The organism is Alteromonas sp. LMIT006 (assembly GCF_024300645.1).
In the GTDB taxonomy this organism is placed as follows: Bacteria; Pseudomonadota; Gammaproteobacteria; order Enterobacterales; family Alteromonadaceae; genus Opacimonas; species Opacimonas immobilis.
This window is the reverse complement of the sequence record NZ_CP101291.1, coordinates 250,373-273,716: the sequence shown is the minus strand read 5'-3', so window position 1 is coordinate 273,716 and position 23,344 is coordinate 250,373. Positions and strand designations below refer to the sequence as shown.

Genomic DNA, 23,344 nt, shown 5'->3' with positions numbered 1-23,344 from the left:
ACAGTTGGAGAAAGATCATGGCAAGATATTTGGGTCCTAAACTCAAACTAAGTCGTCGCGAAGGAACTGACTTGTTCCTTAAGAGTGGCGTTCGTGCAATTGATACTAAGTGTAAATTAGAAAACGCTCCTGGCCAGCACGGTGCTCGTCGCGGTCGTTTATCTGATTACGGCTTACAATTACGTGAAAAACAAAAAGTACGTCGTATGTACGGTGTACTTGAAAAGCAATTCCGTAACTACTACAAAGAAGCGGCTCGTTTAAAAGGTAACACAGGTGAAAACTTGTTACAGTTGTTAGAACAACGCCTTGATAACGTCGTTTATCGCATGGGTTACGCAAGCACACGTGCTGAAGCGCGTCAGCTTGTAAGCCACAAAGCGATTTGTGTCAACGGACAAGTGGTTAATATTCCTTCATTCCAGGTTTCTGCAGAAACAGTTGTATCTGTTCGTGAAAAAGCTAAGAAACAAGCTCGTATCACTGCAGCTGTTGAGTTATCTGAACAGCGTGAGAAGCCAACGTGGATCGAAGTAGATGGTTCTAAACTTGAAGGTACGTTTAAACGTTTACCTGAGCGTGAAGATCTATCTGCAGAAATTAACGAACAGTTGATCGTCGAACTTTACTCTAAGTAAGTTAACTAAAGAGGATGCATTGTGGGATCTGTAACTGAATTCCTAAAACCAAGATTGGTTGAGATTGAAAACGTTTCACCAACACGCGCAAAAGTTGTATTAGAGCCTTTAGAGCGTGGCTTCGGTCATACTCTAGGTAATGCACTACGTCGTATTCTTTTATCGTCTATGCCTGGCGTAGCGGTAACTGAAGTAGAAATTGACGGTGTAGAACATGAATACAGCTCAAAAGAGGGCGTGCAAGAAGACGTCATCGAAATCCTTTTAAACTTAAAAGGCTTAGCAGTACGTCTTGAAGGTAAAACTGAAGCGACACTAACCCTACAAAAATCTGGTCCTGGTGTAGTTGTTGCTGGTGATATCCAGCACGATGGTGATGTTGAAATCGCAAACCCTGACCATGTTATTTGTACGATTACCGGTAATACTGACGTTGCAATGCGCATCAAAGTAGAGCTTGGTCGTGGTTATGTTCCTGCATCAGTGCGTCGTTCTTCAGAAGATGATGATCGTCCAATTGGTCGTTTACTGGTTGATGCTTCATACAGCCCAGTTGCTCGTATCGCATACTCAGTCGAATCAGCGCGTGTTGAACAACGCACTGACTTAGATAAGTTGATTATCGATATGGAAACTGACGGTACTTTAGATCCAGAAGAAGCGATTCGTCGCTCTGCTACTATCTTAGCTGAACAGCTGGATGCATTCGTAGATTTACGAGATGTTTCTGTGCCAGAAGCCAAAGAAGAGAAGCCTGAATTTGATCCAATTCTATTGCGTCCAGTGGATGATTTAGAATTGACCGTACGTTCAGCGAACTGTTTAAAAGCTGAAGCAGTCCAGTACATTGGTGACCTTGTACAACGTACTGAGGTTGAGTTATTAAAGACTCCTAACCTTGGTAAGAAGTCATTAACAGAAATTAAAGACGTGCTTGCTTCACGTGGTTTGTCTTTAGGCATGCGCCTAGAGAACTGGCCACCAGAAAGCATCGCGGAATAGAAGGATAAAGCTATGCGCCATCTTAAAAGTGGTCGTAAGTTAAATCGCAACAGCAGCCATCGTAAAGCTATGTTTAAAAACATGGCCGGTTCATTGGTTAAGCATGAAGTGATTAAAACGACTTTACCTAAAGCAAAAGAATTACGCCGTGTTATTGAGCCATTAATTACTATGGCTAAGCGTGACAGCGTTGCAAACCGTCGTTTAGCGATGGCTCGCACCGGTGATAAAGAAGTTGTTGGTAAATTATTTAACGAACTAGGCCCACGTTACGAAGCTCGCCCAGGCGGTTACGTACGTATCTTAAAGTGCGGTTTCCGTACTGGTGATAAAGCACCTATGGCCTACGTTGAATTAGTAGACCGTCCAGAAGTTGAAGCTGCTGAAGAAGTAGTGGAAGCAACGGAAGAGTAATTATTGCTCAATACTAAAAACCCGCCTATCGCTTGATGGCGGGTTTTTTGTTTTGTGTGGCACTATATCTGGGCACTGATTACAATTAATTATTGCTCTGTTTATTAATGGCTGCCATCACTTCGTCAGAGGTAGCCCCCCCTTTGATTGCAGATTGAGAAACCACTTCAGCATCGACACCTGCATTAAGGGCAGCGGAAATGACTTTTTCCACTTGTGCAGTTTCCGCGCGTACTTCTCGCACTGAAACCTCAACAACTTCTTCGGCTTTGTCTGGAAATACTGCAAGCAGGGCATCGACAACATACTCACCCACATAGGGTACATACTGTAATGTGTTAGACAAAATTTCGGCAATGCGTTCAGGATATGACTTGGCTACAATTTGAATGATTTTGTCTGCTGATTCGGGCTCGGTGACCACAGCAACACGCAAAATATCCTCAAAATCTTCAGGTGAAGCATTCGCTGCAGCACGAGTCACGAAGCTCACATAACTCGGCTCAGCTTTGATTGCAGTTTCAACAATCGATTCGCATTCTGTTATCCCTTTCTCAACCGCAATTGTCACAATATCTTCAGCAGAAAATGGTTGTGCAGAAATAGCAGAATGGATAATTTCTTTGTAATTATCTGGGTAAGTGTCTAGCGCGACAGAAACAATGCTCCTGATACTTTCTGGGTAGTGTCCAATAAGCGTTCTTACCGAACGACCTGGAGACATTGACTGTGCAACTTGGCGTTCCAAAAAGTCTTGATCTAGTTTCCATTCAGCATTGTTGTTGGAATCAACGTTCGCTTCCATTGCTACCGCAGTACCCGATAAACAAAAAGCCAGTAAACTCAATGAGACAAGACTTCTGAACTCAAACATACTATCACCTACCAAATCAGCCCATCCTATGGCTTACTACGATACAAAATTACACACATGCCTATGAGTGAATATAATGTAAATAGTTCCGCAGTATTAACAAATAATTTACGGGCCTTGTACTTGATAGTGTAATCGAGTGAATTACGACCTTGAAATACACCGAGCCCCCATGTTTTTAATTCACGCCAGCGCCACATTCGCGGACGCCAGTGCAAAACTACCATTTAAAGATTGAGGCAGAACGAAATTGCCTGCGCCGTGTCATCTTTTGTTTAAACCGATTGGAACATTTAGGCTCGAGCAAAACTGAATGATGACCTGCCCGTTTCGGTTGAAAACACGATGCCTTATCTGATGGTTGATGCTTAACCTTGTGTAACGAACCTGAGCGTTGGTATACTAAGCAAAAAACGAATTTTGTCTTGTGATCAACGCTCAATCCCTCCATACCTTTGGCCTTCAACACTCTGCTCAGCATTGTATCTCGTTGTTGTGTCAAAACGATGTCTCTCAGTTATCCCAACTATCTACTCCTTTCTATTTATTAGGTCAGGGGAGTAACACGGTTTTTATCGATGACTATTCTGGTACGCTCGTTCTCAACAAATTGCAAGGGATCTCACTTGAAGAATCCGAAGAGGCTTATTGGTTATCCGTTGCTTCAGGTGAAAACTGGCACGACCTAGTAACTTGGTGTATGGATAAAAACATTGGAGGCTTTGAGAATTTAGCGTTGATTCCTGGTACAGTAGGGGCTGCACCCATTCAAAATATCGGCGCGTATGGGGTCGAGGTAGGCACTTTGATCCATTCTGTAGAATATTATGATATTCACCAAGATACATTCCATACTAAGCAGGCGAATGAATGCTTGTTTGGTTATCGAGATAGCATTTTTAAACAATCATTGCATGGCAGGGTCTTTATTACGCAAGTGAATTTTAGGTTACCCAAAGACTATTCATTAGCGACTCACTATGGTGAACTCGCTGCGCTTGATAATCCGACCATGCATGATGTGTACACCAAAGTGATCGATATCAGACGAAGCAAATTGCCAGACCCATCTGTGATTGGTAATGCGGGGAGTTTTTTCAAAAACCCCGTGGTTTCTCAGGACAAAGCGAACGAGATTTTGGCTCAATTTTCCAACGTGCCTCGTTACCCACAAGCGGATGGACAGGTTAAAATTGCAGCAGGATGGTTGATTGAGCAATGTGGATTTAAAGGAATTACTCACGGCGGTGTGCAGTGCCATCCTACACAGGCACTTGTTTTGACAAATTATAAAGATGCCAAAGGGCAAGACGTTTTAGCGTTTGCGCGCACGATCAGCGAAACTGTCTGGGCAAAATTTGGCATCCGTTTAGAAAACGAAGTCCGCTTATTGGGACGTAATGGACTGGTTGAATTATAAATGAACTATTTACGCAATGAATTACTGCGGATTTTGGCCGATGGCAAATTTCATTCGGGTACCGAGCTGGGTGAGTACTTTTCGATTTCACGTGCAGCCATTGGTAAGCACATCAAAGCTTTGCAAGATATCGGTGTGGATATTTATTCGGTAAAAGGCAAAGGGTATCGCGTAGCTAAACCGTTGTCTCTGTTAGATGCCAATATGATTAATCATCATTATCATCAGTTTACAGGACAAGGAAGTGCTCATTGTATAGTCTTACCTGTCATTGATTCGACCAACACCTATCTCAAAGACCGGATCATGCATTTGCATAGCGGCAATGCATGTGTCGCAGAGGCGCAAACTGCCGGACGAGGAAGACATGGACGACAGTGGCACTCACCTTTTGCAAGCAACGTATATCTGTCCTTGTATTGGTGTTTTAGTGGAGGCTATCAAACTATTGCTGGTCTATCTTTGGTAGTCGGGATTGCGGTCGCCGATGTGTTGGATGATTTGGGGATACAACAAATCGGACTCAAGTGGCCAAATGATGTGTATATTAATATGGCAAAAGTGGCGGGGATTTTGGTTGAAGTCGAAGGCACAGTGGCGGACGATGTTCATACAGTGATTGGCATAGGATTAAATGTTGATCTGCCCGACGACTTGGACTTGGGTCAGGCTTATACGAGTGCCCAGCGTCATATTGATACGCCGATTGAACGCAATGTGTTAGTGGCGAACTTACTAGCCAAAATGCATTATTATTTAACGGTGTTTTCTACGCAAGGCTTGTCGCCGTTCCAGGAGCGCTGGGAACGTCTAAATGCCTTTAACCACCAACCAGTGAAACTCCTGCTTGGCAAACAAACAGTTACAGGGATTTGCATGGGGGTAAATGAACAAGGCGCGTTACTGGTTCAGGTTAATGGCGAAATTAAAGCATATCACGGAGGTGAAATCAGTGTCCGTCCTGTTGATTGATATTGGCAATACCAGAGTCAAATATTGTCTTGCTGATAAATATGGACCAGGTGAAGAAGCGGTTGTTGATTCACCAGAGACGCTATTAAACAATATTGGGCCTTTAGATGCGGCGTATATTTCTTCAGTCAAACATCCGGAACGTGCAAAAACTTTCGCCCGAACACTTGCAACCATATGTCCGGTGACGATTGCCAAGTCCGAAAAATACGCACTTATTGCAGGGGAAACTCTACAAAATTCATACACCAATATTGCAAATATGGGCGTGGATCGCTGGCTGGCTATGTGTGCTGGCATGTATTTGGCACAATTATGCGAGCATGATAGCTTTTTGGTGGTGGATGCTGGCACCGCGATAACCTGTGATGTGGTGGTGAGAGGACAGCATCAGGGAGGATTCATTGCGCCAGGCTTACATCAACTGCAAGAAATATTATTACAAAATACTGATAGAGTCTTTGCGCCAGAAGATTGGCCGATCCACATTCAGTTAGGTCAACATACAGACGAATGTGTCGGAAATGGCTGTTTAGCCCAACTGCAAGGGATAGTTGAAGTCGCACGAGCACAAATTGCACAATATTCTGAGCAATATTTACTCATATTAAGTGGTGGTGATGGTTATAGATTGTTGAACACACAACATCGACCAAAAAAACACCTGCAAAACGCGGTTTTATTGGGATTATGGGCGCGTTTTGTACACAAATAATAAAAAACCCACTTTTTTGATATTTTTTTGCATTTAAGTGTTGCCAAGCACCGTGGTTTACTCTAATATGCGCACCTCTTGATGACGTGCCGACTTAGCTCAGTTGGTAGAGCAACTGACTTGTAATCAGTAGGTCGCCAGTTCGATTCCGGCAGTCGGCACCATCAACTCGGAGGGGTACCCAAGCGGTCAACGGGAGCAGACTGTAAATCTGCCGGCTCAGCCTTCGCAGGTTCGAATCCTGCCCCCTCCACCATTTTTGGTTTGAGTGATTACTCAAACTGCTCTGAAGCCACCTTAAGGTGGTTTTTTTGTGTTTGGTATCTAAAAATCACTTGTAAAATCACTTGACGCGAGATAACCACTCACTATAATACACGGACTTTTTTCGAGAAGACTTGATGGCGCTAGAAAAAAGCGAGGCTACATAAGTTTTTAGACTCGAATAACGGGTTTACAAAAAGTAGTTGCGGGCATCGTATAATGGCTATTACCTCAGCCTTCCAAGCTGATGATGCGGGTTCGATTCCCGCTGCCCGCTCCAGTTGACTGAAAGTTGCTGATATAGCTCAGTTGGTAGAGCGCACCCTTGGTAAGGGTGAGGTCGGCAGTTCAAATCTGCCTATCAGCACCATCATCAACTTTTTTGAAAATTTACCTTTAATATTAACTTTGCTAGGAAAGAGAACAATGGCAAAAGAAAAGTTTGAACGTACGAAACCGCACGTTAACGTAGGTACAATCGGCCACGTTGACCACGGTAAAACGACATTAACCGCAGCGATCACTACTGTACTAGCAAAGACTTACGGTGGTTCAGCGCAAGCATTCGATCAAATCGACAACGCTCCAGAAGAGCGTGAGCGTGGTATCACAATCGCAACGTCTCACGTTGAATACGACACACCTACTCGTCACTACGCGCACGTAGACTGCCCAGGACACGCTGACTATGTTAAAAACATGATCACTGGTGCTGCTCAGATGGACGGTGCGATTTTGGTTGTTGCGGCGACTGATGGCCCAATGCCACAGACTCGTGAGCACATCCTATTAGGTCGTCAGGTTGGCGTACCTTACATCATCGTATTCATGAACAAGTGTGACATGGTTGATGATGAAGAATTATTAGAATTAGTCGAGATGGAAGTTCGTGAACTTCTTTCTGAGTATGAATTCCCAGGCGATGACTTACCAGTTATCCAAGGTTCAGCGCTGAAAGCCCTAGAAGGTGACGAAGCGTGGGAAGCGAAAATCATTGAATTAGGTGAAGCGCTAGATTCATACATCCCAGAGCCAGAGCGTGACATCGATAAGCCGTTCATCTTGCCAATCGAAGATGTATTCTCAATCTCTGGTCGTGGTACTGTTGTAACCGGTCGTGTTGAGCAAGGTATCATCAAAGTTGGTGAAGAAGTCGAAATCGTTGGTATCAAAGAGACTACGACTACTACTTGTACTGGTGTAGAGATGTTCCGTAAGCTGCTTGACGAAGGTCGTGCAGGTGAGAACGTTGGTGTTCTATTACGTGGTACTAAGCGTGATGAAGTTGAACGTGGTCAAGTATTGGCGAAGCCTGGTTCAATCAACCCACACACTAAGTTTGAAGCAGAAGTATACGTACTAAGCAAAGACGAAGGTGGCCGTCATACGCCATTCTTCAAAGGCTATCGTCCACAGTTCTACTTCCGTACGACTGACGTAACAGGTGCGGTAGAGCTACCTGAAGGCGTAGAGATGGTAATGCCAGGCGACAACTTGAAGTTTGTTGTTGAGCTAATTGCACCTATCGCGATGGACGAAGGTTTACGCTTCGCAATCCGTGAAGGTGGCCGTACAGTAGGTGCGGGCGTTGTAGCGAAAATCATCGACTAATTTGTCTGGAACAAATTAGAACGAATAATAAAACCCAGCTTCGGCTGGGTTTTTTATTTGGCCCGAAGGGCGGAGGGCAGGAGGCCCGGAGTACTAATACGTTTCTTCTACGAAGATATTACTAAAAGGCCTGCTTATGAAGTGTGCTATCCCATTATACCGTGAGTTTCCAAAGTTCCCTTTTAAGATGGTACAAATGAAAAAAAATGACTCAGTTATTATTGCATTTTTGATTTTGAATTACCGAATTAATCGACCATAATGCGTCAACTAGACTATAGTTAAAAGAAATCTTTAAATAAAACAAGGGATGTTTCTCCATGCAAAAAATTGTCATTATCATATCTGTTATTATTGCTGTGATTGCTGGAGGTATATGGTATGTCTTTAGTCAAACTGACACGTTAATCAAGCAACAAGTAGAACAACGAGGTTCGGAATATCTTGGCACTAAGGTATCTCTTGGCAATGCAGAGCTTTCCCTCTCTGATGGTCGGTTATCTTTATCTGATTTAAACGTGCAAAACCCACAAGGCTTCTCGCAAAATAATGCTTTGTCTTTACAGCTTATCACCTTGGATCTGGGGGCACCACGCGGTGATGCGTATGTTGTGGATCAATTTGTCATTAATGTACCTGAAATTCTTTATGAAACCGATAACAGTACAGGCAGTAATCTTCTCACTATCAAAGATCATATACAGTCTAAACTACCTAGAAAAGAAGCCACACCAACGCCTACCAAGACAGCACAACCCATGATGATCATTGATGATATAGTGATTGATGCTACGCGCTTAAAGTTGGATTTTTCCGCATTGCCAGTGGAGCAGCTGGGCGTTGAGCAAACCGCATATGCAATAACGTTACCTAGTTTTCATTTGGGAGCCATTGGGCAACCGAACGGGATCCCGGCTGATCAGATCGGCGCTGCGGTGACGGATGCACTACTCACTGAAGTCATTAGAATAGCTAAGGCAGAGGCCAAAAAGGCAGCTAAGGATGCCGCTAGAGACAAAATCAATGAAGCGCTAGATAAACAAAAAGACAAACTTAAAGACAAAATGAAAGATAAACTAAAAGACCTTATGGGAGGCTAGTTTCGGAATAGTGATTTATCGCTTCATTTGCGTTTAGGCTAAGGTGTAAAGTGGTTGTGCAAGCTGCCCTATTTGACACTCAGTGCAAAGCCTTCTAGGATGCAATCATCACGTTCTTGATGGTCAGGTAATGGCTCAATCCTCTTTAATTTTATGGTTATACCAGTTTCTAAAACCTCATAAACTTCGCATTGCCATTGCAATGGTTGCACTGCTTATCAGTGCTGGGAGCTGGTTGGTACTCGGACAAGGCATAAAGCTTGTGATTGACCGCGGGTTTGTTGCCAATGACGAAGCTTTCCTCAATCAAATGCTGTTGGCGGTTGTGGCCATTGCAGTGGTTGGCTGTATTGCGACATACTTTCGTTTTTACAATATGCTATGGCTTGGCGAAAGAGTGAGTGCTAACATACGTAATGCGCTTTACGCGCAAATGTTACGCTTAGATATGGGTTTTTACAGTCGCAATCGCACTGGCGAAGTCATTTCACGATTTACTTCAGATACCACGGTGTTACAAAGCGTCATCGGGATGGGATTATCGATGGCCATTCGTTCCTCAGTGACGTTCATTGGCGCGTTTATTTTGATGCTCTTTACCAGCGTGAAACTGACCGGCCTTGTCATGTTGGCGATCCCTTTTATTTTATTGCCTATTAAATTGCTGGGTAAAAAAGTCCGCTACTACGCACAAGTCTCACAAGACAAAGTAGCAGATATGAGTGCGCATATCGACCAGTCTTTGCATGGCATTCACACGATTCAGGCCTACACTCAAGAAGCGCATGATGTCTCGTCTTTACACCGCAAAGTCGAGCAAGTAATGGGTGCAGCGGAACAACGCATTCATTATCGCGCACTATTGATCATTTGTATTATGGCCATCAGTATTTTTGCGGTGGTGTTTGTCGCATGGATTGGAGCGACAGCTGTGATCAGCGGTGAGTTAAGTCCAGGCAGTTTGAGTGCGTTTATCTTTTATGCAGTCATGGCTGGTGGTGCTGTGGCGACGATCAGCGAAGTGATTGGTGAGATCCAAAAAGCCAAAGGTGCCTCCGCAAGGGTCCGTGAATTATTGCACGAGCCGGTACAGATACGGGAAACTATGCAACCAGATTGGGTGTTTTCTGAAACGATAGAGGACATTTTGCGGCTAGAAGCACTCTCTTTTCGTTACCAAGACATAGGCGAATACGCTTTGCGCAATCTCAATTTTTCCATCAGTACTGGGCAGACTGTTGCGATAGTTGGTCCTAGTGGAGCTGGTAAATCTACGTTGATGGATCTACTGTTGGATTTTTATCCGCCAACATCTGGCCGAATAACTCTTGCTAACACTGAATATTCTAAATTATCGCAAACGCAAATCCGGGCATCGTTTGCTTTAGTGGCACAGGACCCAGTTATTTTTGCTACTGATATCGCGCAGAATATCGGTTATGGTGATCATCACGCATCCCGAGAGGCGATTGTACAGGCAGCTAAACTCGCTAATGCGCATGATTTTATTATGTCTTTGCCAGAACAATATGCCACCCAAGTTGGGGAGCGAGGCATTAAGTTATCAGGTGGTCAAAAACAACGCATCGCCATTGCCAGAGCCTTTCTCGCCAATCGCCCTATTTTGTTGTTAGATGAAGCAACCAGTGCGTTGGATGCGGGCAGTGAGCAAGCCGTACAACAAGGTCTTGCCAATTTGATGGAAGATCGCACCACGATTGTTATTGCACATCGTCTCGCGACGGTAAAACACGCTGATATCATCGTGGTCATGGATCAAGGTCAGATAGTGGATAGCGGTACGCATGAGGAGTTGATGCTGCGTTGCGACTTATATCACGATCTGGCTAAGTTGCAGTTCGTCACTTAGCGGCTTAATAATTCATCAAGGTCCTCTTGTAAGGGACGTTTAATACCTCGTTTATAATTGTCCGATATAACGGAGTAAAATGCGCACAGTTCAATCAATTGTTTTTTGCTTTAGATCAATAATATTCTACTCAGTTTTTCCATAATACAACGGATACATAATGACATAGCTTCTCAAAAGGCCCGCAAATGAGTCAAAGTGACTGGATCAAGTACATCCATTCTGGCCAGCGCATTTACATCGGTTCAAATGCCTGTTTACCTCGAACATTAATCAATCAACTGATTGTACATAAAGCCGATTTCCAAGATATTGAGATCGTTCAGATCTCAACACTTGGCGAGGCTCCTTGGGCAAGACAGGAATGCGAAGGGCATTTTAAGGTCAATGCGTTATTCATTCATGGACAAGATGTGCGACAAGCGGTGGAACAAGGACGCGCGGATTATACACCTGTCTTTTTATCCGAGATTTCAACGCAATTTCGCACGGGCACCTTACCCTTGGATGTAGCGCTGATCATGGTCTCACCTCCTGATGAATTCGGATATGTCTCCTGTGGAGTCGGAGTGGATGTCAATCATTCCGCTGCGCGAGCTGCCAAAAAAGTCATCGCCCAAGTCAATCCTCTGATGCCTCGCACTTCTGGGAATTCTTTTTTGCATGTGTCGCAATTTGCGGCCATGGTCAGAGCGGAGGAGACTTTACCAGAGTTACCGATACCGCCGATTGATGACGTGTCACAGCGCATTGGTCAGTATGTATCTATGTTGGTGCCTAACCGAGCTACGTTGCAATTGGGTATTGGCGTGATCCCAAATGCCGTATTAAGCGCGTTAAAAAACCATGTTGATTTGGGACTGCATACGGAGATGTTCAGCGATGGGTTATTGGAGCTTATGGAATATGGCGTCATCACCAATAAGTACAAAACTTTTCATCCGGGTAAGTCTGTGACTAGTTTTTGCATGGGGTCTCAACGCTTGTATGATTATGTCAACAATAATCCTCATATAGAGTTTTTGCCAAGCTCGTATGTGAACTTACCATCGAATATTGCCAAAAACGACAACATGATCAGCATCAATAGCGCGTTACAGGTGGATTTGACTGGACAAGTGGTCGCTGATTCGATCGGTCATGATTTTTATTCTGGCATTGGTGGGCAAATGGACTTTGTTTCTGGAGCAACAATGTCCGTTGGTGGTAAGGCCATTATTGCGTTACCTTCTACGGCCAAGCATTGTTCGATTTCTCGCATTGTGCCCACACTCACGCCAGGTGCGGGCGTCGTAACTTCCCGAGGACATGTGGATTATGTTGTCACCGAATATGGGATTGCTGCGCTCAAAGGTAAATCAGTCAGAGAAAGAGCCTTGGAGCTTATTCGAATCGCACACCCTAAGTTTCGTGCAGAGTTATTAGAACAGGTACGTCAGTATTATTGGGTACCAGATTATCAAGCACCAACGGTCGCAGAAATCCCTGAATGGGGAACGGTTCAGTTGCGTAAACATCACTTTAAAGATAAAGACTATATAGTGAGACCCTTACATCCTGCGGACGAACGTTCGTTGCAAGATTTTTTCTATTCTCATTCGGATGATACTCTCGTATTGCGCTACGGATATACACCAGAGCAGCTATCGAGACAAAAATCCAGCGCATTGGTCTCAGTGGATCAGTCTGTGGATTGTGCGATTGCGATCATCGAGGAACAAGGGAAACATGACATCATTCATGCTGTGGGACGATTTTATCAGACTCAAAATCAAGGTTGTGAAATCGCCTTTGTGACGCGAGAAGCTTCCCAAGGTCAGGGCATGGCCTCTTACCTTGTGGAGAACTTGATCGGCATTGCACGAGATAGGGGGTTGTCATCTATTTATGCGATGGTCAGATCCCGAAATAAGCCTATGTTGGCGGTATTTTATAAATTTGGCTTTGCGGTAATAGACGATAGCGATATTCATGAAAAAGAACTCCTGCTGAAGTTGTAATGCGCAGTAGATAGACACCTGCTATGGTAAAGGCATAGCGTTACCGAACATCAGACAAGGACAGGCCAATGGCAATCAGTATCTTCTCTCATCCAAAATGTCGCAAACACAATATGGATCCTGAGCATCCAGAGTGTCCAGAGCGTTTGAGCCAAATTCAAGATCAGCTTATTGCCTCAGGGCTTGCGACGGTGGTGGAACAAGTCCAAGGCAGTAAAATTGAACGTGAGCATCTCTACCACGCCCACAGTCACCCATACATTGATGAGTTGTTTTATCAAGACGCACTGCTCCAAGAGAAAGCCAAAACGGAGGACAATCCGCATATTTGGCTCGACGATGACACGATCATGATGCAAGATTCGTTGACTGCTGCGTTATACGCAGCAGGGTGTGCTAAAGATGCTGTTGATGAGGTGTTTCAGCGGCAAGATACTAGAGCGTTTTGTGCGATTCGACCACCTGGCCACCATGCTTGTCACAGCAAAGCAATGGGATTTTGTCTGATCAATAATGTAGCCGTTGCAGCAACTTATGCGCAACATCGTTATGGGGTAGAGCGTGTTGCCATCGTGGATTTTGATGTGCATCATGGCAACGGCACGGAAGATATCTTTCAACATGAGCCGTCGGTGTTGTTTTGCTCCTCGTTTCAACATCCGTTTTATCCGTTTGGCGGCGTGGATGATCAGCCAGACCATTTTTATCCCGTGCCACTCAAAGCGGGGGATGACGGCAATGTGTTTCGTCAAGCTGTAGAACATTGGTTTAAAGCCATTGATGAATTTGCACCGGAACTCATTCTGATTTCTGCTGGGTTTGATGCGCACCAAGAAGACGATTTGGGGCATGTGCGTTTGGTTGAAGACGATTACATGTGGATCACACGGGAATTGCGCAGATTAGCCGATAAGCATTGCCAAGGTCGGTTGGTGTCTATGTTAGAAGGCGGTTACGCCTTGAGTGCGTTAGGGCGTTCAGTGGTGGCGCATGTGAAAGCGCTATTGTAAGCGGGGCTAAATGAAATTACAGAATGTTATTCTGACTTTACATGGCAAGGCTAGGTAAGGTATGTTTAGATCAACCATAGTACTGTTCATAACTCTTTTATAATAATAAATAAGGACAACCGGTATGGAATTTTCTCCTCTTGGGACTTCTGGCCTGAATGTCTCTCGTGTTTGCTTGGGCACTATGACATGGGGCCTGCAAAACAATCAAGCTGATGCTGATGCACAGATTGACTATGCGTTTGAGCGCGGCATCAACTTTATGGATACGGCCGAGATGTACCCAGTGCCTCCTTCAGCGGAAACTGTGGGCGCAACCGAACGTTACATTGGCGATTATTTTTCTCGCAATCCAACTAAACGCAGTGATTGGATCCTCGCGACCAAAATTGTTGGCAAAGGCCTTCCTTGGATCAGAGGCGGCAAAGGCATTGATAAAGCGTCAATATCTGTTGCATTAGAAGGTTCACTCAAACAACTTCATACAGATTACATTGATGTATATCAATTACATTGGCCAAACCGTGGGACTGCGCATTTTGGCACGCATTGGCCAAATGATATCAAAGCAACTAAAACCGATGTGCAAAAAGAAATCGAACGCAAGCGAGGCGTGGTAGAGGCACTTGGAGATGCAATAAATTCGGGTAAAATTCGTCATTGGGGCTTATCTGATGATACGCCATGGGGCATTCATACTTTTTTAAATTTGTGTGATGAGTTAGGGGTCCCTCGTCCGGTCTCCATTCAAAACGAGTTTAACTTACTGCATGCGAAAGACTGGCCTTATCTTATCGAAACCTGTGTGTTTGAAAACATAGCGTACTTACCATGGTCGCCCCTTGCTGCAGGGATGTTATCGGGTAAATATCTAAACGGCGCACGTCCAAAAGGGTCTCGTTGGAGTATGGAGCAGCGCATGGGACTGTTTAGAGATACGCCAATTGCCAATAAAGCTGTAGCGGAATACGTACAACTAGCATCAGACCTTGGCATGACACCCTCACAACTCGCACTCAAATGGTGTGATTACATTGATGGGGTGACCTCAACCATTATTGGCGCCACTAAACTCAGTCAGCTTGAAGAAGATATCGATGCCTTTGCAACGCCTCTAACGGAAAGTGAGTTTGACAGTATTCAAGCCATCTTCAAACGCTATCCAATTGCCTTTTAATGGCCCATTTGTTAAAAAATATTGTTATAAAACAACGCTCATTTTGGTGGTTTTTACCTAACGCAGTAGGTGTTTTTTTTCTACTGCGTTCGTCTTACATACCTTGGTATGATTAGCTTTGCTGTGTTTGGTAAAACCATTTGCATAGACCAAAGTCCTATTTTTAAAAACCTCAGAATCGCTACATTAGTCCTTAGTAATTTAACAAATATTTAAAACTGCAATGGAGGCAATATGACTGCCAAAACTTATCCTGTACCGGAGTCGTTGAAAGAAGAGGGTATTCTTTCGGAAGAACAATATTTAGAGATGTATAAGCAATCGATTGAAAACCCAGAAGCATTTTGGGGCGAACACAAGAACATCATCGATTGGATCCAAGAACCAACAATCATCAAAAATACATCTTTTGATCCAAGCAACGTTGATATTCGCTGGTTTGAAGATGGCGTATTAAACGCCTCTTACAACTGTATTGACCGTCACTTAGCACAGAATGCGAAGAAATCAGCTATCTTATGGGAAGGCGATGAGCCTACTGATAGCCAAGACGTAACCTACCAAGAGCTTCACTATGAAGTCTGTAAGCTAGCTAATGGTCTTAAAAAATTAGGCGTTCAGAAAGGCGACGTAGTTGCTATCTACATGCCTATGGTACCACAAGCTGCTTATGCAATGCTTGCGTGTGCGCGTATCGGTGCGGTTCACTCAGTTATCTTTGGTGGTTTCTCGCCAAATGCCATTGCAGACCGTATCAACAACGCGTCTGCTAAAGTGGTTATCACATGTGACGAAGGTCGTCGTTCTGGTCGTTCAGTGCCACTGAAAGCAAACGTTGATGAAGCATTAGCAAACGGTGCCTGTCCTTCAATTACTAACGTCATCGTTCACAAATTAACCGGTGGCGACGTTGATTATAACAACGACGTAGACGTTATCTGGAGCGAGCTTGTAGAAGACTGTTCTGCTCAGTGTGAGCCAGAGCCAATGAAAGCTGAAGACCCGCTATTCATACTTTACACATCGGGTTCTACCGGTCAGCCAAAAGGTGTTGTACACACTACGGGTGGTTACTGTGTATATACAGCAATGACGTTTAAATACGGTTTTGATTATCGTGAAAACGACATCTACTGGTGTACAGCTGATGTGGGTTGGATCACGGGGCACTCTTACATGGCATACGGTCCATTAATCGCGGGTGCTACGCAAGTATTCTTCGAAGGCGTTCCAACCTATCCAGACGTACGTCGTATTGCTCAAGTTGTTGAAAAATACAAAGTTAATAGCTTATACACTGCGCCTACTGCAATTCGTGCGTTAATGGCACACGGTGAGAAGCCAGTAGAAGGTTGTGATTTATCTTCACTACGTATTCTTGGTTCAGTCGGTGAGCCTATCAACCCAGAAGCGTGGGAATGGTACTACCGTGTCATCGGTCAAGAGCGTTGCCCAATCGTTGATACTTGGTGGCAGACAGAAACTGGTGGCATGATGATTGCTCCACTTCCAACGGCGACTTCTAACAAGCCTGGTTCTGCGTCTAAGCCTCTATTCGGTGTGCAGCCTGCATTGTTCGATGCAGACGGTAACGAGCTTGAAGGTGCAACTGAAGGTAACCTAGTCATTAAAGACAGCTGGCCTTCACAAGCGCGTACAGTTTACGGTGATCACAAGCGTTTCATCGAAACTTACTTCTCAGCTTACAACAATGTTTACTTCACCGGTGACGGCTGTCGTCGTGATGAAGATGGTTACTACTGGATCACTGGCCGTGTAGATGACGTATTAAACGTATCTGGTCACCGTTTAGGTACTGCTGAAATCGAAAGTGCATTGGTGGCACACGAAGTGATTGCAGAAGCAGCGGTTGTGGGTTATCCTCACGACATTAAGGGTCAAGGCATCTACGTATATGTCACACCAATTGAGGGTGTTGAACCAGATGAAGCCTTAACCAAAGAGATTCGTGCATGGGTTCGCAAGGAATTGAGCCCAATTGCAACACCTGATTTGATTCAGTGGACTCGCGGTTTACCTAAGACCCGTTCTGGTAAAATCATGCGTCGTATCTTACGTAAGATCGCCGCCAATGAATACGAGCAACTTGGTGATACGTCTACCTTAGCCGATCCTTCAGTTGTTGAATCATTGATTGAGGAACGCCTTAACAAGTAACAATAAAAAGGAGCAAGCATGGCAACCTTACTTATCGCAGATGATCACCCGTTGTATAGGGATGCTTTAAGGGGAGCGTTGTCAGTCTCGCTCCAAGATCTGAAGCTACTCGAAGCCGAAGATCTTCCTAGCACCATCAAGGTGCTTGAAGAAACCGATATTGATCTATTACTACTCGACTTGCATATGCCGGGTAGTAATGATCTGTTTGGTTTGTTACACATCTTAAAACTCTATCCTGATCTTCCAGTTGCTGTTGTCTCAGGTACAGAAGACGCGAACATTATTTCCAAAATCGTGGGTGTAGGTGCTTTAGGGTTTATTCCTAAAACCGCTAGCTCTGATGAAATTGCCAAGGCCATTCAAACGATACTAGATGGTGATGTTTGGTTGCCTGAAGGTATTTCTGACAAGATTGAAGAAGTGGATGAGGAATTCTCTAAGTTAGCAGACAGTGTTGCGAGCTTAACGCCGTCACAGTACAAAGTATTGTGTTATATGCGCGATGGCTTATTGAACAAGCAAATTGGCTACAACCTAGATATCGCTGAGGCAACCGTCAAAGCTCATGTTACTGCTATATTCCGCAAGTTAGGCATTAACAACCGCACACAAGCAGTACTGATTGCTTCTCAGCTTGAATTAGAACCGCCAGTTAATAACTAATAGCGGTTCACATTTTTGGCCTGTTTGGCCATAGTCGTTATTAAAGCTCGCAGTTTTGCGGGCTTTAATGGTTTATTGAGGTGCTGAATATTGAGTGACTTACACTGCTCTTTGAGTTGCTCATCGTGTAGAGCCGTCAATATTGCTGCAGGGGTTTCTTTACGCGCCGCAACCTGTAGCTCTTGGATCAGGCTCACACCGTTTTGGTCCTTATCTAACTGATAATCAATCAGAAGAATGTCCGCATCAAAGTCAGCTATTTTGGCCAGACCTGTCTCATATGTATTGGCAAGTTCTGCTTCAATGCCCCACTTGTTTAATAACAAGCTAAGTGCATCAAGATTTTCTGTTTTGTCATCCACACACAGCGCTTTCAGACCGCTTAAAGTGCTATTTGATGTCCGCGCATCGGTCTGTTGAGTCGCTTGTGCTTCGCCTAAAGGTAAGGATAATGTAAAACACGAACCCTTATCTTTTACGGAGTCCACTATAATCGTGCCATTTATTTGTTGAGTTAAGCGGCGTACCACACCTAAACCGAGGCCAACTCCCGATTCATTGGATTCTTGGACGCGGTAAAAATCGCTAAAAATGGCATTGAGTTTGTCTTTGGGAATTCCAATACCCGTATCATAGATGCGCACTTCGACTTTACCCTTATGCACACGAGCGGTCACTAAGACCTTGCCCTGATCGGTATATTTGATGGCATTGGAGATCAAGTTTTGAATGATGCGATAGGTAAAGGTTTTGTCCGCTTTGATCCACAAATCGCGTACTACATGCTTAAATTCCAAGCCTTTATTGTGGGCTTTGACGGTCATATCAGAAAGTAATGGTTCGATGATCTCTTTAAAATGTATATTGGTAATAGTCGGTGCCATCTCACCTTGGTCAAGACGCGAAATATCGAGCAAAGTACTGATTAGATGTTCTGAAGAATTCACAGAATGGTTCAGTTTTGACAATATGTCGCGCGCATTTTCACTCAACGTGGAGTCTTGTAATGCTGATAAATACAGCTTTGCTGCATTGAGGGGTTGAATGATGTCATGACTTGCCAAAGCCAAGAAACGGGTTTTACTGGCATTGGCTTCCTCGGCAATTTTGCGTGCGTGAATGAGTTCTTGTTCAACTTCGGCGCGCTTTTCAATTTCTAAGCGCAAGTCGGCATTGATTGAGTGGACCTCTTCGGTGCGTTTTTTGATGCGAGTGGTTAAATCAATGTTGGCTTCTTCAAGTGCTTGTTGTATCTCTACGTGACTAGTGATGTCGTTAAAACTGGTAACAAAGCCTCCACCAGGGAGTGGATTGCCTACCATTTCGATTACGTGACCATCAGCTCGTTGCCTAGTAAAACGATGCGGCGTTCCGTTACGAAGGTGCTCTAAACGTCTGGTAACCATGTGATCCACGTCACCAGGGCCTAATTCTCCCTTTAATGCATTGTATCGCATGAGTTTTTCAATAGGGGTACCAACAGCTAGGTATTCTTCAGGATATTCATATAGCTGAGTATAACGCTTATTCCAAGCTACAAGGTTGAGATTTTTGTCAATAACGCTGATCCCTTGCTCCATGCTTTCCAATGAAGTTAACAGTGCTGTCATATTGAACTGCATAGCTTGTGTGGTGCCATCAAAGAAGTTTATGACTTCACTGAAGTCAAGCTTTTTGCCTTCAGCAACACTATTCACAAGAGCACGAGCACTCGATGAACCAATTACCCCACCCAATGCGCGTTCACAGAATGACAGAATTTGAATATTGGGTTTATCCGACAAATCAACATTGACATTATTGCGCCGCGAATACTCTGACAGTAATTGCTCACAGCGACTTTGGCCCATAAATGTCGTCAGTAACGTGACCAAATCGCCGTTAGTAATATTGACCTGAGTGGATTTGTGATTGGTGCGCGAGGTGTCCAACGGGTGAACAAATGCTTCCGATTGGATCTTATCAATCAGACGTGCAGGCGCGATCCGAGAAAAGGTGTAATAAGCGATGGTATTTGCCAATAAGCTTACTATTGCGCCCTGACTTAAAATCTCGGTTTGCGTATAACCGCTAATTGTCATGTCGGTAAGAGGTAAAATCAGCCAAAATACCCATGACACAAAGCCCATCAGTAAGCCAGCATAGACACCATGCGCGTGGCCTTTTTTCCAGTAGAGCCCGCCAATGATCGACGGTAATAGCTGAATCACAAGTGAAAAGGCAATTAAACCAATGGACGCAAGAGAGCTCGTTTCGGTCATCTGTTGCTGGTAAATGAAGCCGAGGAGCAGAACCACTCCGATAATAATCCGCCGAATAACACGAATTTTGTTGCTGTAGTTAGTGATTTGCCCAGATTGTGAATTGATAGATAATAATTTAGGCAAGACGACGTCATTCGCCAACATAGTCGATAAGGTGAGTGTTGCGACAATGATCATGGCCGTTGCTGCAGATAACCCGCCTACAAATACTAATATCTGAATCCATAACGAATCAGCTAAAACGGCAAAGGCTAAAACATATTGGTCGGGTTCCGTGCCCGCTGCACCAAAAATATTACTGCCCGCCATGGCAATCACCGGTATCGTCGCGGACATGAGGACTAGGTATACAGGAAATAACCAACGAGCCGTTTTGACATGTTCAATGTTCAATGTTCAAATTATCAATAATCGCAACGTGAAACTGTCGGGGCAAGCATATTACGGCAGCCGCCGCCATTAATGTCTGTGCCCAAAATGACAAGGAAGTAAATTGGCCGAGAGCCTCAGGAGTATAATAATCTTGCAAAAAAGGTTGATGTGGCTTGTTATACCACAAGGTAAAGGCAATGTACCCAATGGCCAATAACGCGATGAGTTTGATCAGTGACTCAAACGAAACGGCTAACATCAGACCTCGACGATACTCGGTGACATCGGTTTGTTTGGTACCAAAGTAAATCGCAAACACCGCAATAAATATTGTCGCGATCAAAACGACCAGCTGCCCATTGCCTTGCCCCGACATAACCAAGAACATGGCGCCAATGGCCTTAAGTTGCAGGGCAATATATGGAATGGTGGCTAACAGTGCAATGATAGTGACCACCAAAGCAACCGTCTGACGTTTACCATAACGCGAGGCGATGAAATCGGCTACGGTATTGATGTGTTGTTTTTTACTGACTAGGATCAGTTTACGAATAAGAGGGGCACCAAATAGGTAAACGAGAATTGGGCCAAGTAAAACCGGCAAATACATCCACTGATCACGAGAAGACTGGCCCACTGCCCCAAAAAAGGTCCAAGCGGTACAATAGATAGCAAGTGCAAGTGAGTAAACGTAAGGGCTTGAAGTAATGCGTCGAGCGAGAGGGGTATTTTTATCTCCCCATTGTGCGATCCAAAATAGGATCAAAAGGTAGGTAATGGCTAACGCCACCCATCCGAAGGCCATAGGAACTCACTTGCTGATTGTGTTACATTCTTGTTTCAGCAGAGTATCACGAATAGTATTTAAAACTCAATCTTACGCTTTTAGGCTTAGATCAATATTAGTTAAATAAATTTGTTTTATACTTTCAAGCAGTTGTTTGTTTTGTAGTCAAGGGTCGTTATGTCAGATATACCACAACAAGTCGTGCAGTATTTAGGTGCATCTGCTCCGTTTGATGTTTTTGATGAAGATACTTTGCATGGAATAGCTAGGCATGTTCAAGTTGTTTATGTGACCCCGCACAACTGCGAAGCAACACTCATGAAGATGATGCCGAGTCTGTTTTTGATTCAATCTGGGCAATTTACGATTCACGATGAAAATGGCAACGAGAGATTTCTCAGTGAAGGCGATTATTTTGGCTATATAAAATTACTCGATAAACAGGTGGGTAATATCAAGATTGATGTGGATAGCCCTGGGATTGTTTATGCTATTTCTGAAACGTCCTTTATTGAAAGCTGTGAGAATCGGCAATTTCTGAGTTTTTTTAAAGCAGCCAAAGACGATGTGTTACAGAACCAGGCGGTATCTGAATCCAATACCATGTGGTTATATCGTCCTTTATGCGAAATTTTAGAGCGCCCACCTATTGCCATTGAGCAGGATGTTTCTATACAAAAAGCGGCTGAAGTCATGTCTGAAAACGGTGTGAGTTCAATCATTATTACCGAGTACGATCATTTGATTGGGATTGTCACCGACCGAGATTTGCGGAACCGAGTGGTGGCCACAGGGTTAGATATTCAGATGCCGGTACATACCATAATGACTGAAAAGCCTGCGTATATCTTGCACAATCAGAATATGTTCTCAGCCATCGCTTTGATGAGTGAAAAAAATATCCATCACCTTCCTATTTTGCATTCCGATGATCGCAAGCCGATGGGCATGGTAACGACTACCGATGTAGTGAGGCAACAACGCGGAAACGTCGTATTCATGATTGGTGAAATTGCCAAAGCGGAAAACTTGTATCAACTCACTCGTCTGGCCTGGCAAATGCCGCAATATTTTGCAGCCAATGCGAAACGTGCAGGGGACTTTGATATTGCGGGTAAAGTACTTTCTCAAGCAACGGATATTATGACGCGAAAGCTCATTGAATTTTTTATCGATCAGCATGGTCAACCGCCACTTGATTATTGTTGGGTCGTCTACGGCTCTCAGGCTCGACAAGACCAGACGATGGGTTCAGACCAAGATAATGCTCTTTTACTTGCCCAAGAACCCGACGAAGCACAAGCTAAATATTTTGCCAGAATGTCCGAATACGTCTGCAAGAGTTTGGGGAAATGCGGTATTAAACTTTGCCCAGGCAATATCATGGCCTCTAACCCCAAATTGCGTTTAAGTGTGGGGGCGGCACTTAAACAGGCTAGAGGCTGGGTACGCCAGTTCACGCCTGAGGCAATTTTAGAGTTTAACATCTATTTAGACGCCAGAGCGGTAGCTGGAGAGAGATTGCTATTTAAAACTTTACAGCAAGAGCGCAAAAAATCTTTCCAAGAAAGCATGTTTTTAGCTGCAGTGGCGCGCACAGCGAGCAGCCAAGCGGTGCCTTTATCGATTTTTAACAAGTTTGTTTATCAAAAACACAACGGCAAAAAAGACTGTATCAATATCAAAAACAACGGGGTAGCATTGATTAATGACTTAGCTCGTTTATACGCATTGTCTGCCGGTATTACCATTCCTGGGACGGTGGATAGGCTTAATATTTTAGGTGAAATCGGAACCATAAATAAACAAGATGCAGACAACCTCAGAGATATTTGGTTATTCCTCAATCGTTTGCGTTGGCGTCATCAACTGCGCAATAATGCGACGGATAACATCATCAGTATTTCAGACTTATCATCCATCGAAAGGCATCAGTTAAAAGCCGCATTCAAAAGTATTCAGCGCGCTCAAGATGTGGCAGTCAATCGCTTCTCTGGAGGGTTGAGTTAA

Annotated in this window: 16 protein-coding genes, 4 tRNA genes and 1 pseudogene; 19 read left to right on the top strand and 2 right to left on the bottom strand. The window is 44.2% G+C overall.

The annotated features are described in order from the left end of the window. The first annotated feature begins 17 nt into the window (after nucleotides 1–17). From rpsD to rplQ, 3 genes are read left to right on the top strand one after another with little or no spacing between them, the layout of a single operon-like run. Entirely contained in the window at nucleotides 18–638 is a 621-nt protein-coding gene (gene rpsD / locus NLG07_RS01255; RefSeq protein ID WP_254855880.1) for a 30S ribosomal protein S4, read from the top strand. Nucleotides 639–656: 18 nt separating this feature from the next. After that, nucleotides 657–1,640 carry a DNA-directed RNA polymerase subunit alpha gene (gene rpoA, locus NLG07_RS01250; RefSeq protein ID WP_254856780.1) on the top strand — a complete coding sequence of 328 codons (984 nt, stop codon included), beginning with the start codon at nucleotides 657–659 and terminating at the stop codon, nucleotides 1,638–1,640. Nucleotides 1,641–1,652: 12 nt separating this feature from the next. Further along, a complete protein-coding gene (rplQ, locus tag NLG07_RS01245) occupies nucleotides 1,653–2,054 on the top strand; it encodes a 50S ribosomal protein L17 (protein ID WP_254855879.1) in 402 nt (133 codons plus the stop codon). 85 nt (nucleotides 2,055–2,139) lie between these two features. On the opposite strand, the gene NLG07_RS01240 is transcribed toward rplQ, so the two are convergent. Continuing rightward, complete coding sequence (locus NLG07_RS01240) at nucleotides 2,140–2,928, bottom strand: hypothetical protein (RefSeq protein WP_254855878.1); 789 nt, start codon at nucleotides 2,926–2,928, stop codon at nucleotides 2,140–2,142. A gap of 427 nt (nucleotides 2,929–3,355) precedes the next feature. On the opposite strand from NLG07_RS01240, the gene murB reads away from it, so the two are divergent. From murB to NLG07_RS01165, 15 genes are all read left to right on the top strand, one after another. Further along, complete coding sequence (gene murB, locus NLG07_RS01235) at nucleotides 3,356–4,348, top strand: UDP-N-acetylmuramate dehydrogenase (RefSeq protein ID WP_254855877.1); 993 nt, start codon at nucleotides 3,356–3,358, stop codon at nucleotides 4,346–4,348. Beyond that, entirely contained in the window at nucleotides 4,349–5,320 is a 972-nt protein-coding gene (gene birA, locus NLG07_RS01230) for a bifunctional biotin--[acetyl-CoA-carboxylase] ligase/biotin operon repressor BirA (protein WP_254855876.1), read from the top strand. It begins immediately after the preceding gene. Continuing rightward, nucleotides 5,301–6,035 carry a type III pantothenate kinase gene (locus NLG07_RS01225; RefSeq protein ID WP_254855875.1) on the top strand — a complete coding sequence of 245 codons (735 nt, stop codon included), beginning with the start codon at nucleotides 5,301–5,303 and terminating at the stop codon, nucleotides 6,033–6,035. The genes birA and NLG07_RS01225 overlap by 20 nt, the downstream gene beginning before the upstream one ends. 88 nt (nucleotides 6,036–6,123) lie before the next feature. Continuing rightward, a tRNA-Thr gene (locus NLG07_RS01220) sits at nucleotides 6,124–6,199 on the top strand. A 7-nt stretch (nucleotides 6,200–6,206) separates the two neighbouring features. Next, nucleotides 6,207–6,291, top strand: a tRNA-Tyr gene (locus NLG07_RS01215). 213 nt (nucleotides 6,292–6,504) lie between these two features. Further along, nucleotides 6,505–6,579: transfer RNA gene (locus NLG07_RS01210), tRNA-Gly, on the top strand. A 14-nt stretch (nucleotides 6,580–6,593) separates the two neighbouring features. After that, nucleotides 6,594–6,669 (top strand) — tRNA-Thr (locus NLG07_RS01205). Between the two features lie 56 nt (nucleotides 6,670–6,725). Beyond that, on the top strand, nucleotides 6,726–7,910 hold the full coding sequence (gene tuf, locus NLG07_RS01200) for an elongation factor Tu (RefSeq protein ID WP_254855874.1): 1,185 nt from the start codon (nucleotides 6,726–6,728) through the stop codon (nucleotides 7,908–7,910). Nucleotides 7,911–8,230: 320 nt separating this feature from the next. After that, complete coding sequence (locus tag NLG07_RS01195) at nucleotides 8,231–9,010, top strand: hypothetical protein (RefSeq protein WP_254855873.1); 780 nt, start codon at nucleotides 8,231–8,233, stop codon at nucleotides 9,008–9,010. A gap of 130 nt (nucleotides 9,011–9,140) precedes the next feature. Further along, complete coding sequence (locus tag NLG07_RS01190; RefSeq protein WP_254855872.1) at nucleotides 9,141–10,880, top strand: ABC transporter transmembrane domain-containing protein; 1,740 nt, start codon at nucleotides 9,141–9,143, stop codon at nucleotides 10,878–10,880. A 188-nt stretch (nucleotides 10,881–11,068) separates the two neighbouring features. Continuing rightward, nucleotides 11,069–12,880: a bifunctional acetyl-CoA hydrolase/transferase family protein/GNAT family N-acetyltransferase gene (locus tag NLG07_RS01185; RefSeq protein ID WP_254855871.1), complete on the top strand. Its 1,812-nt coding sequence runs from the start codon at nucleotides 11,069–11,071 to the stop codon at nucleotides 12,878–12,880. 68 nt (nucleotides 12,881–12,948) lie between these two features. Then, complete coding sequence (locus tag NLG07_RS01180) at nucleotides 12,949–13,890, top strand: histone deacetylase family protein (protein WP_254855870.1); 942 nt, start codon at nucleotides 12,949–12,951, stop codon at nucleotides 13,888–13,890. Nucleotides 13,891–14,014: 124 nt separating this feature from the next. Then, a complete protein-coding gene (locus NLG07_RS01175) occupies nucleotides 14,015–15,067 on the top strand; it encodes an aldo/keto reductase (protein WP_254855869.1) in 1,053 nt (350 codons plus the stop codon). A gap of 234 nt (nucleotides 15,068–15,301) precedes the next feature. Further along, nucleotides 15,302–17,245, top strand: a complete 1,944-nt coding sequence (acs, locus tag NLG07_RS01170; RefSeq protein ID WP_254855868.1) for an acetate--CoA ligase — start codon at nucleotides 15,302–15,304, stop codon at nucleotides 17,243–17,245. An 18-nt stretch (nucleotides 17,246–17,263) separates the two neighbouring features. Next, nucleotides 17,264–17,911 (top strand): response regulator transcription factor, encoded by a 648-nt coding sequence (locus tag NLG07_RS01165; protein ID WP_254855867.1) that lies wholly within the window; start codon nucleotides 17,264–17,266, stop codon nucleotides 17,909–17,911. Here the strand turns inward: NLG07_RS01165 and NLG07_RS01160 are convergent. Then, nucleotides 17,908–21,352: pseudogene (locus NLG07_RS01160) on the bottom strand (PAS-domain containing protein). The gene NLG07_RS01165 and the pseudogene NLG07_RS01160 sit on opposite strands and share 4 nt — an antisense overlap. A 159-nt stretch (nucleotides 21,353–21,511) precedes the next feature. On the opposite strand from NLG07_RS01160, the gene NLG07_RS01155 reads away from it, so the two are divergent. Then, nucleotides 21,512–23,344, top strand: coding sequence for a DUF294 nucleotidyltransferase-like domain-containing protein (locus NLG07_RS01155; RefSeq protein ID WP_254855866.1), 1,833 nt, complete (start codon nucleotides 21,512–21,514; stop codon nucleotides 23,342–23,344).

What these genes read in the sequence shown, in the direction of transcription:
- NLG07_RS01195 (WP_254855873.1), top strand. Translation starts at nt 8,231, where the DNA reads ATGCAAAAAATTGTCATTATCATATCTGTTATTATTGCTGTGATTGCT.
- NLG07_RS01165 (WP_254855867.1), top strand. Translation starts at nt 17,264, where the DNA reads ATGGCAACCTTACTTATCGCAGATGATCACCCGTTGTATAGGGATGCT.
- NLG07_RS01180 (WP_254855870.1), top strand. Translation starts at nt 12,949, where the DNA reads ATGGCAATCAGTATCTTCTCTCATCCAAAATGTCGCAAACACAATATG.
- NLG07_RS01185 (WP_254855871.1), top strand. Translation starts at nt 11,069, where the DNA reads ATGAGTCAAAGTGACTGGATCAAGTACATCCATTCTGGCCAGCGCATT.
- tuf (WP_254855874.1), top strand. Translation starts at nt 6,726, where the DNA reads ATGGCAAAAGAAAAGTTTGAACGTACGAAACCGCACGTTAACGTAGGT.
- rpsD (WP_254855880.1), top strand. Translation starts at nt 18, where the DNA reads ATGGCAAGATATTTGGGTCCTAAACTCAAACTAAGTCGTCGCGAAGGA.
- acs (WP_254855868.1), top strand. Translation starts at nt 15,302, where the DNA reads ATGACTGCCAAAACTTATCCTGTACCGGAGTCGTTGAAAGAAGAGGGT.
- NLG07_RS01240 (WP_254855878.1), bottom strand. Translation starts at nt 2,928, where the DNA reads ATGTTTGAGTTCAGAAGTCTTGTCTCATTGAGTTTACTGGCTTTTTGT.
- rplQ (WP_254855879.1), top strand. Translation starts at nt 1,653, where the DNA reads ATGCGCCATCTTAAAAGTGGTCGTAAGTTAAATCGCAACAGCAGCCAT.
- NLG07_RS01175 (WP_254855869.1), top strand. Translation starts at nt 14,015, where the DNA reads ATGGAATTTTCTCCTCTTGGGACTTCTGGCCTGAATGTCTCTCGTGTT.
- NLG07_RS01190 (WP_254855872.1), top strand. Translation starts at nt 9,141, where the DNA reads ATGGCTCAATCCTCTTTAATTTTATGGTTATACCAGTTTCTAAAACCT.
- birA (WP_254855876.1), top strand. Translation starts at nt 4,349, where the DNA reads ATGAACTATTTACGCAATGAATTACTGCGGATTTTGGCCGATGGCAAA.
- NLG07_RS01155 (WP_254855866.1), top strand. Translation starts at nt 21,512, where the DNA reads ATGTCAGATATACCACAACAAGTCGTGCAGTATTTAGGTGCATCTGCT.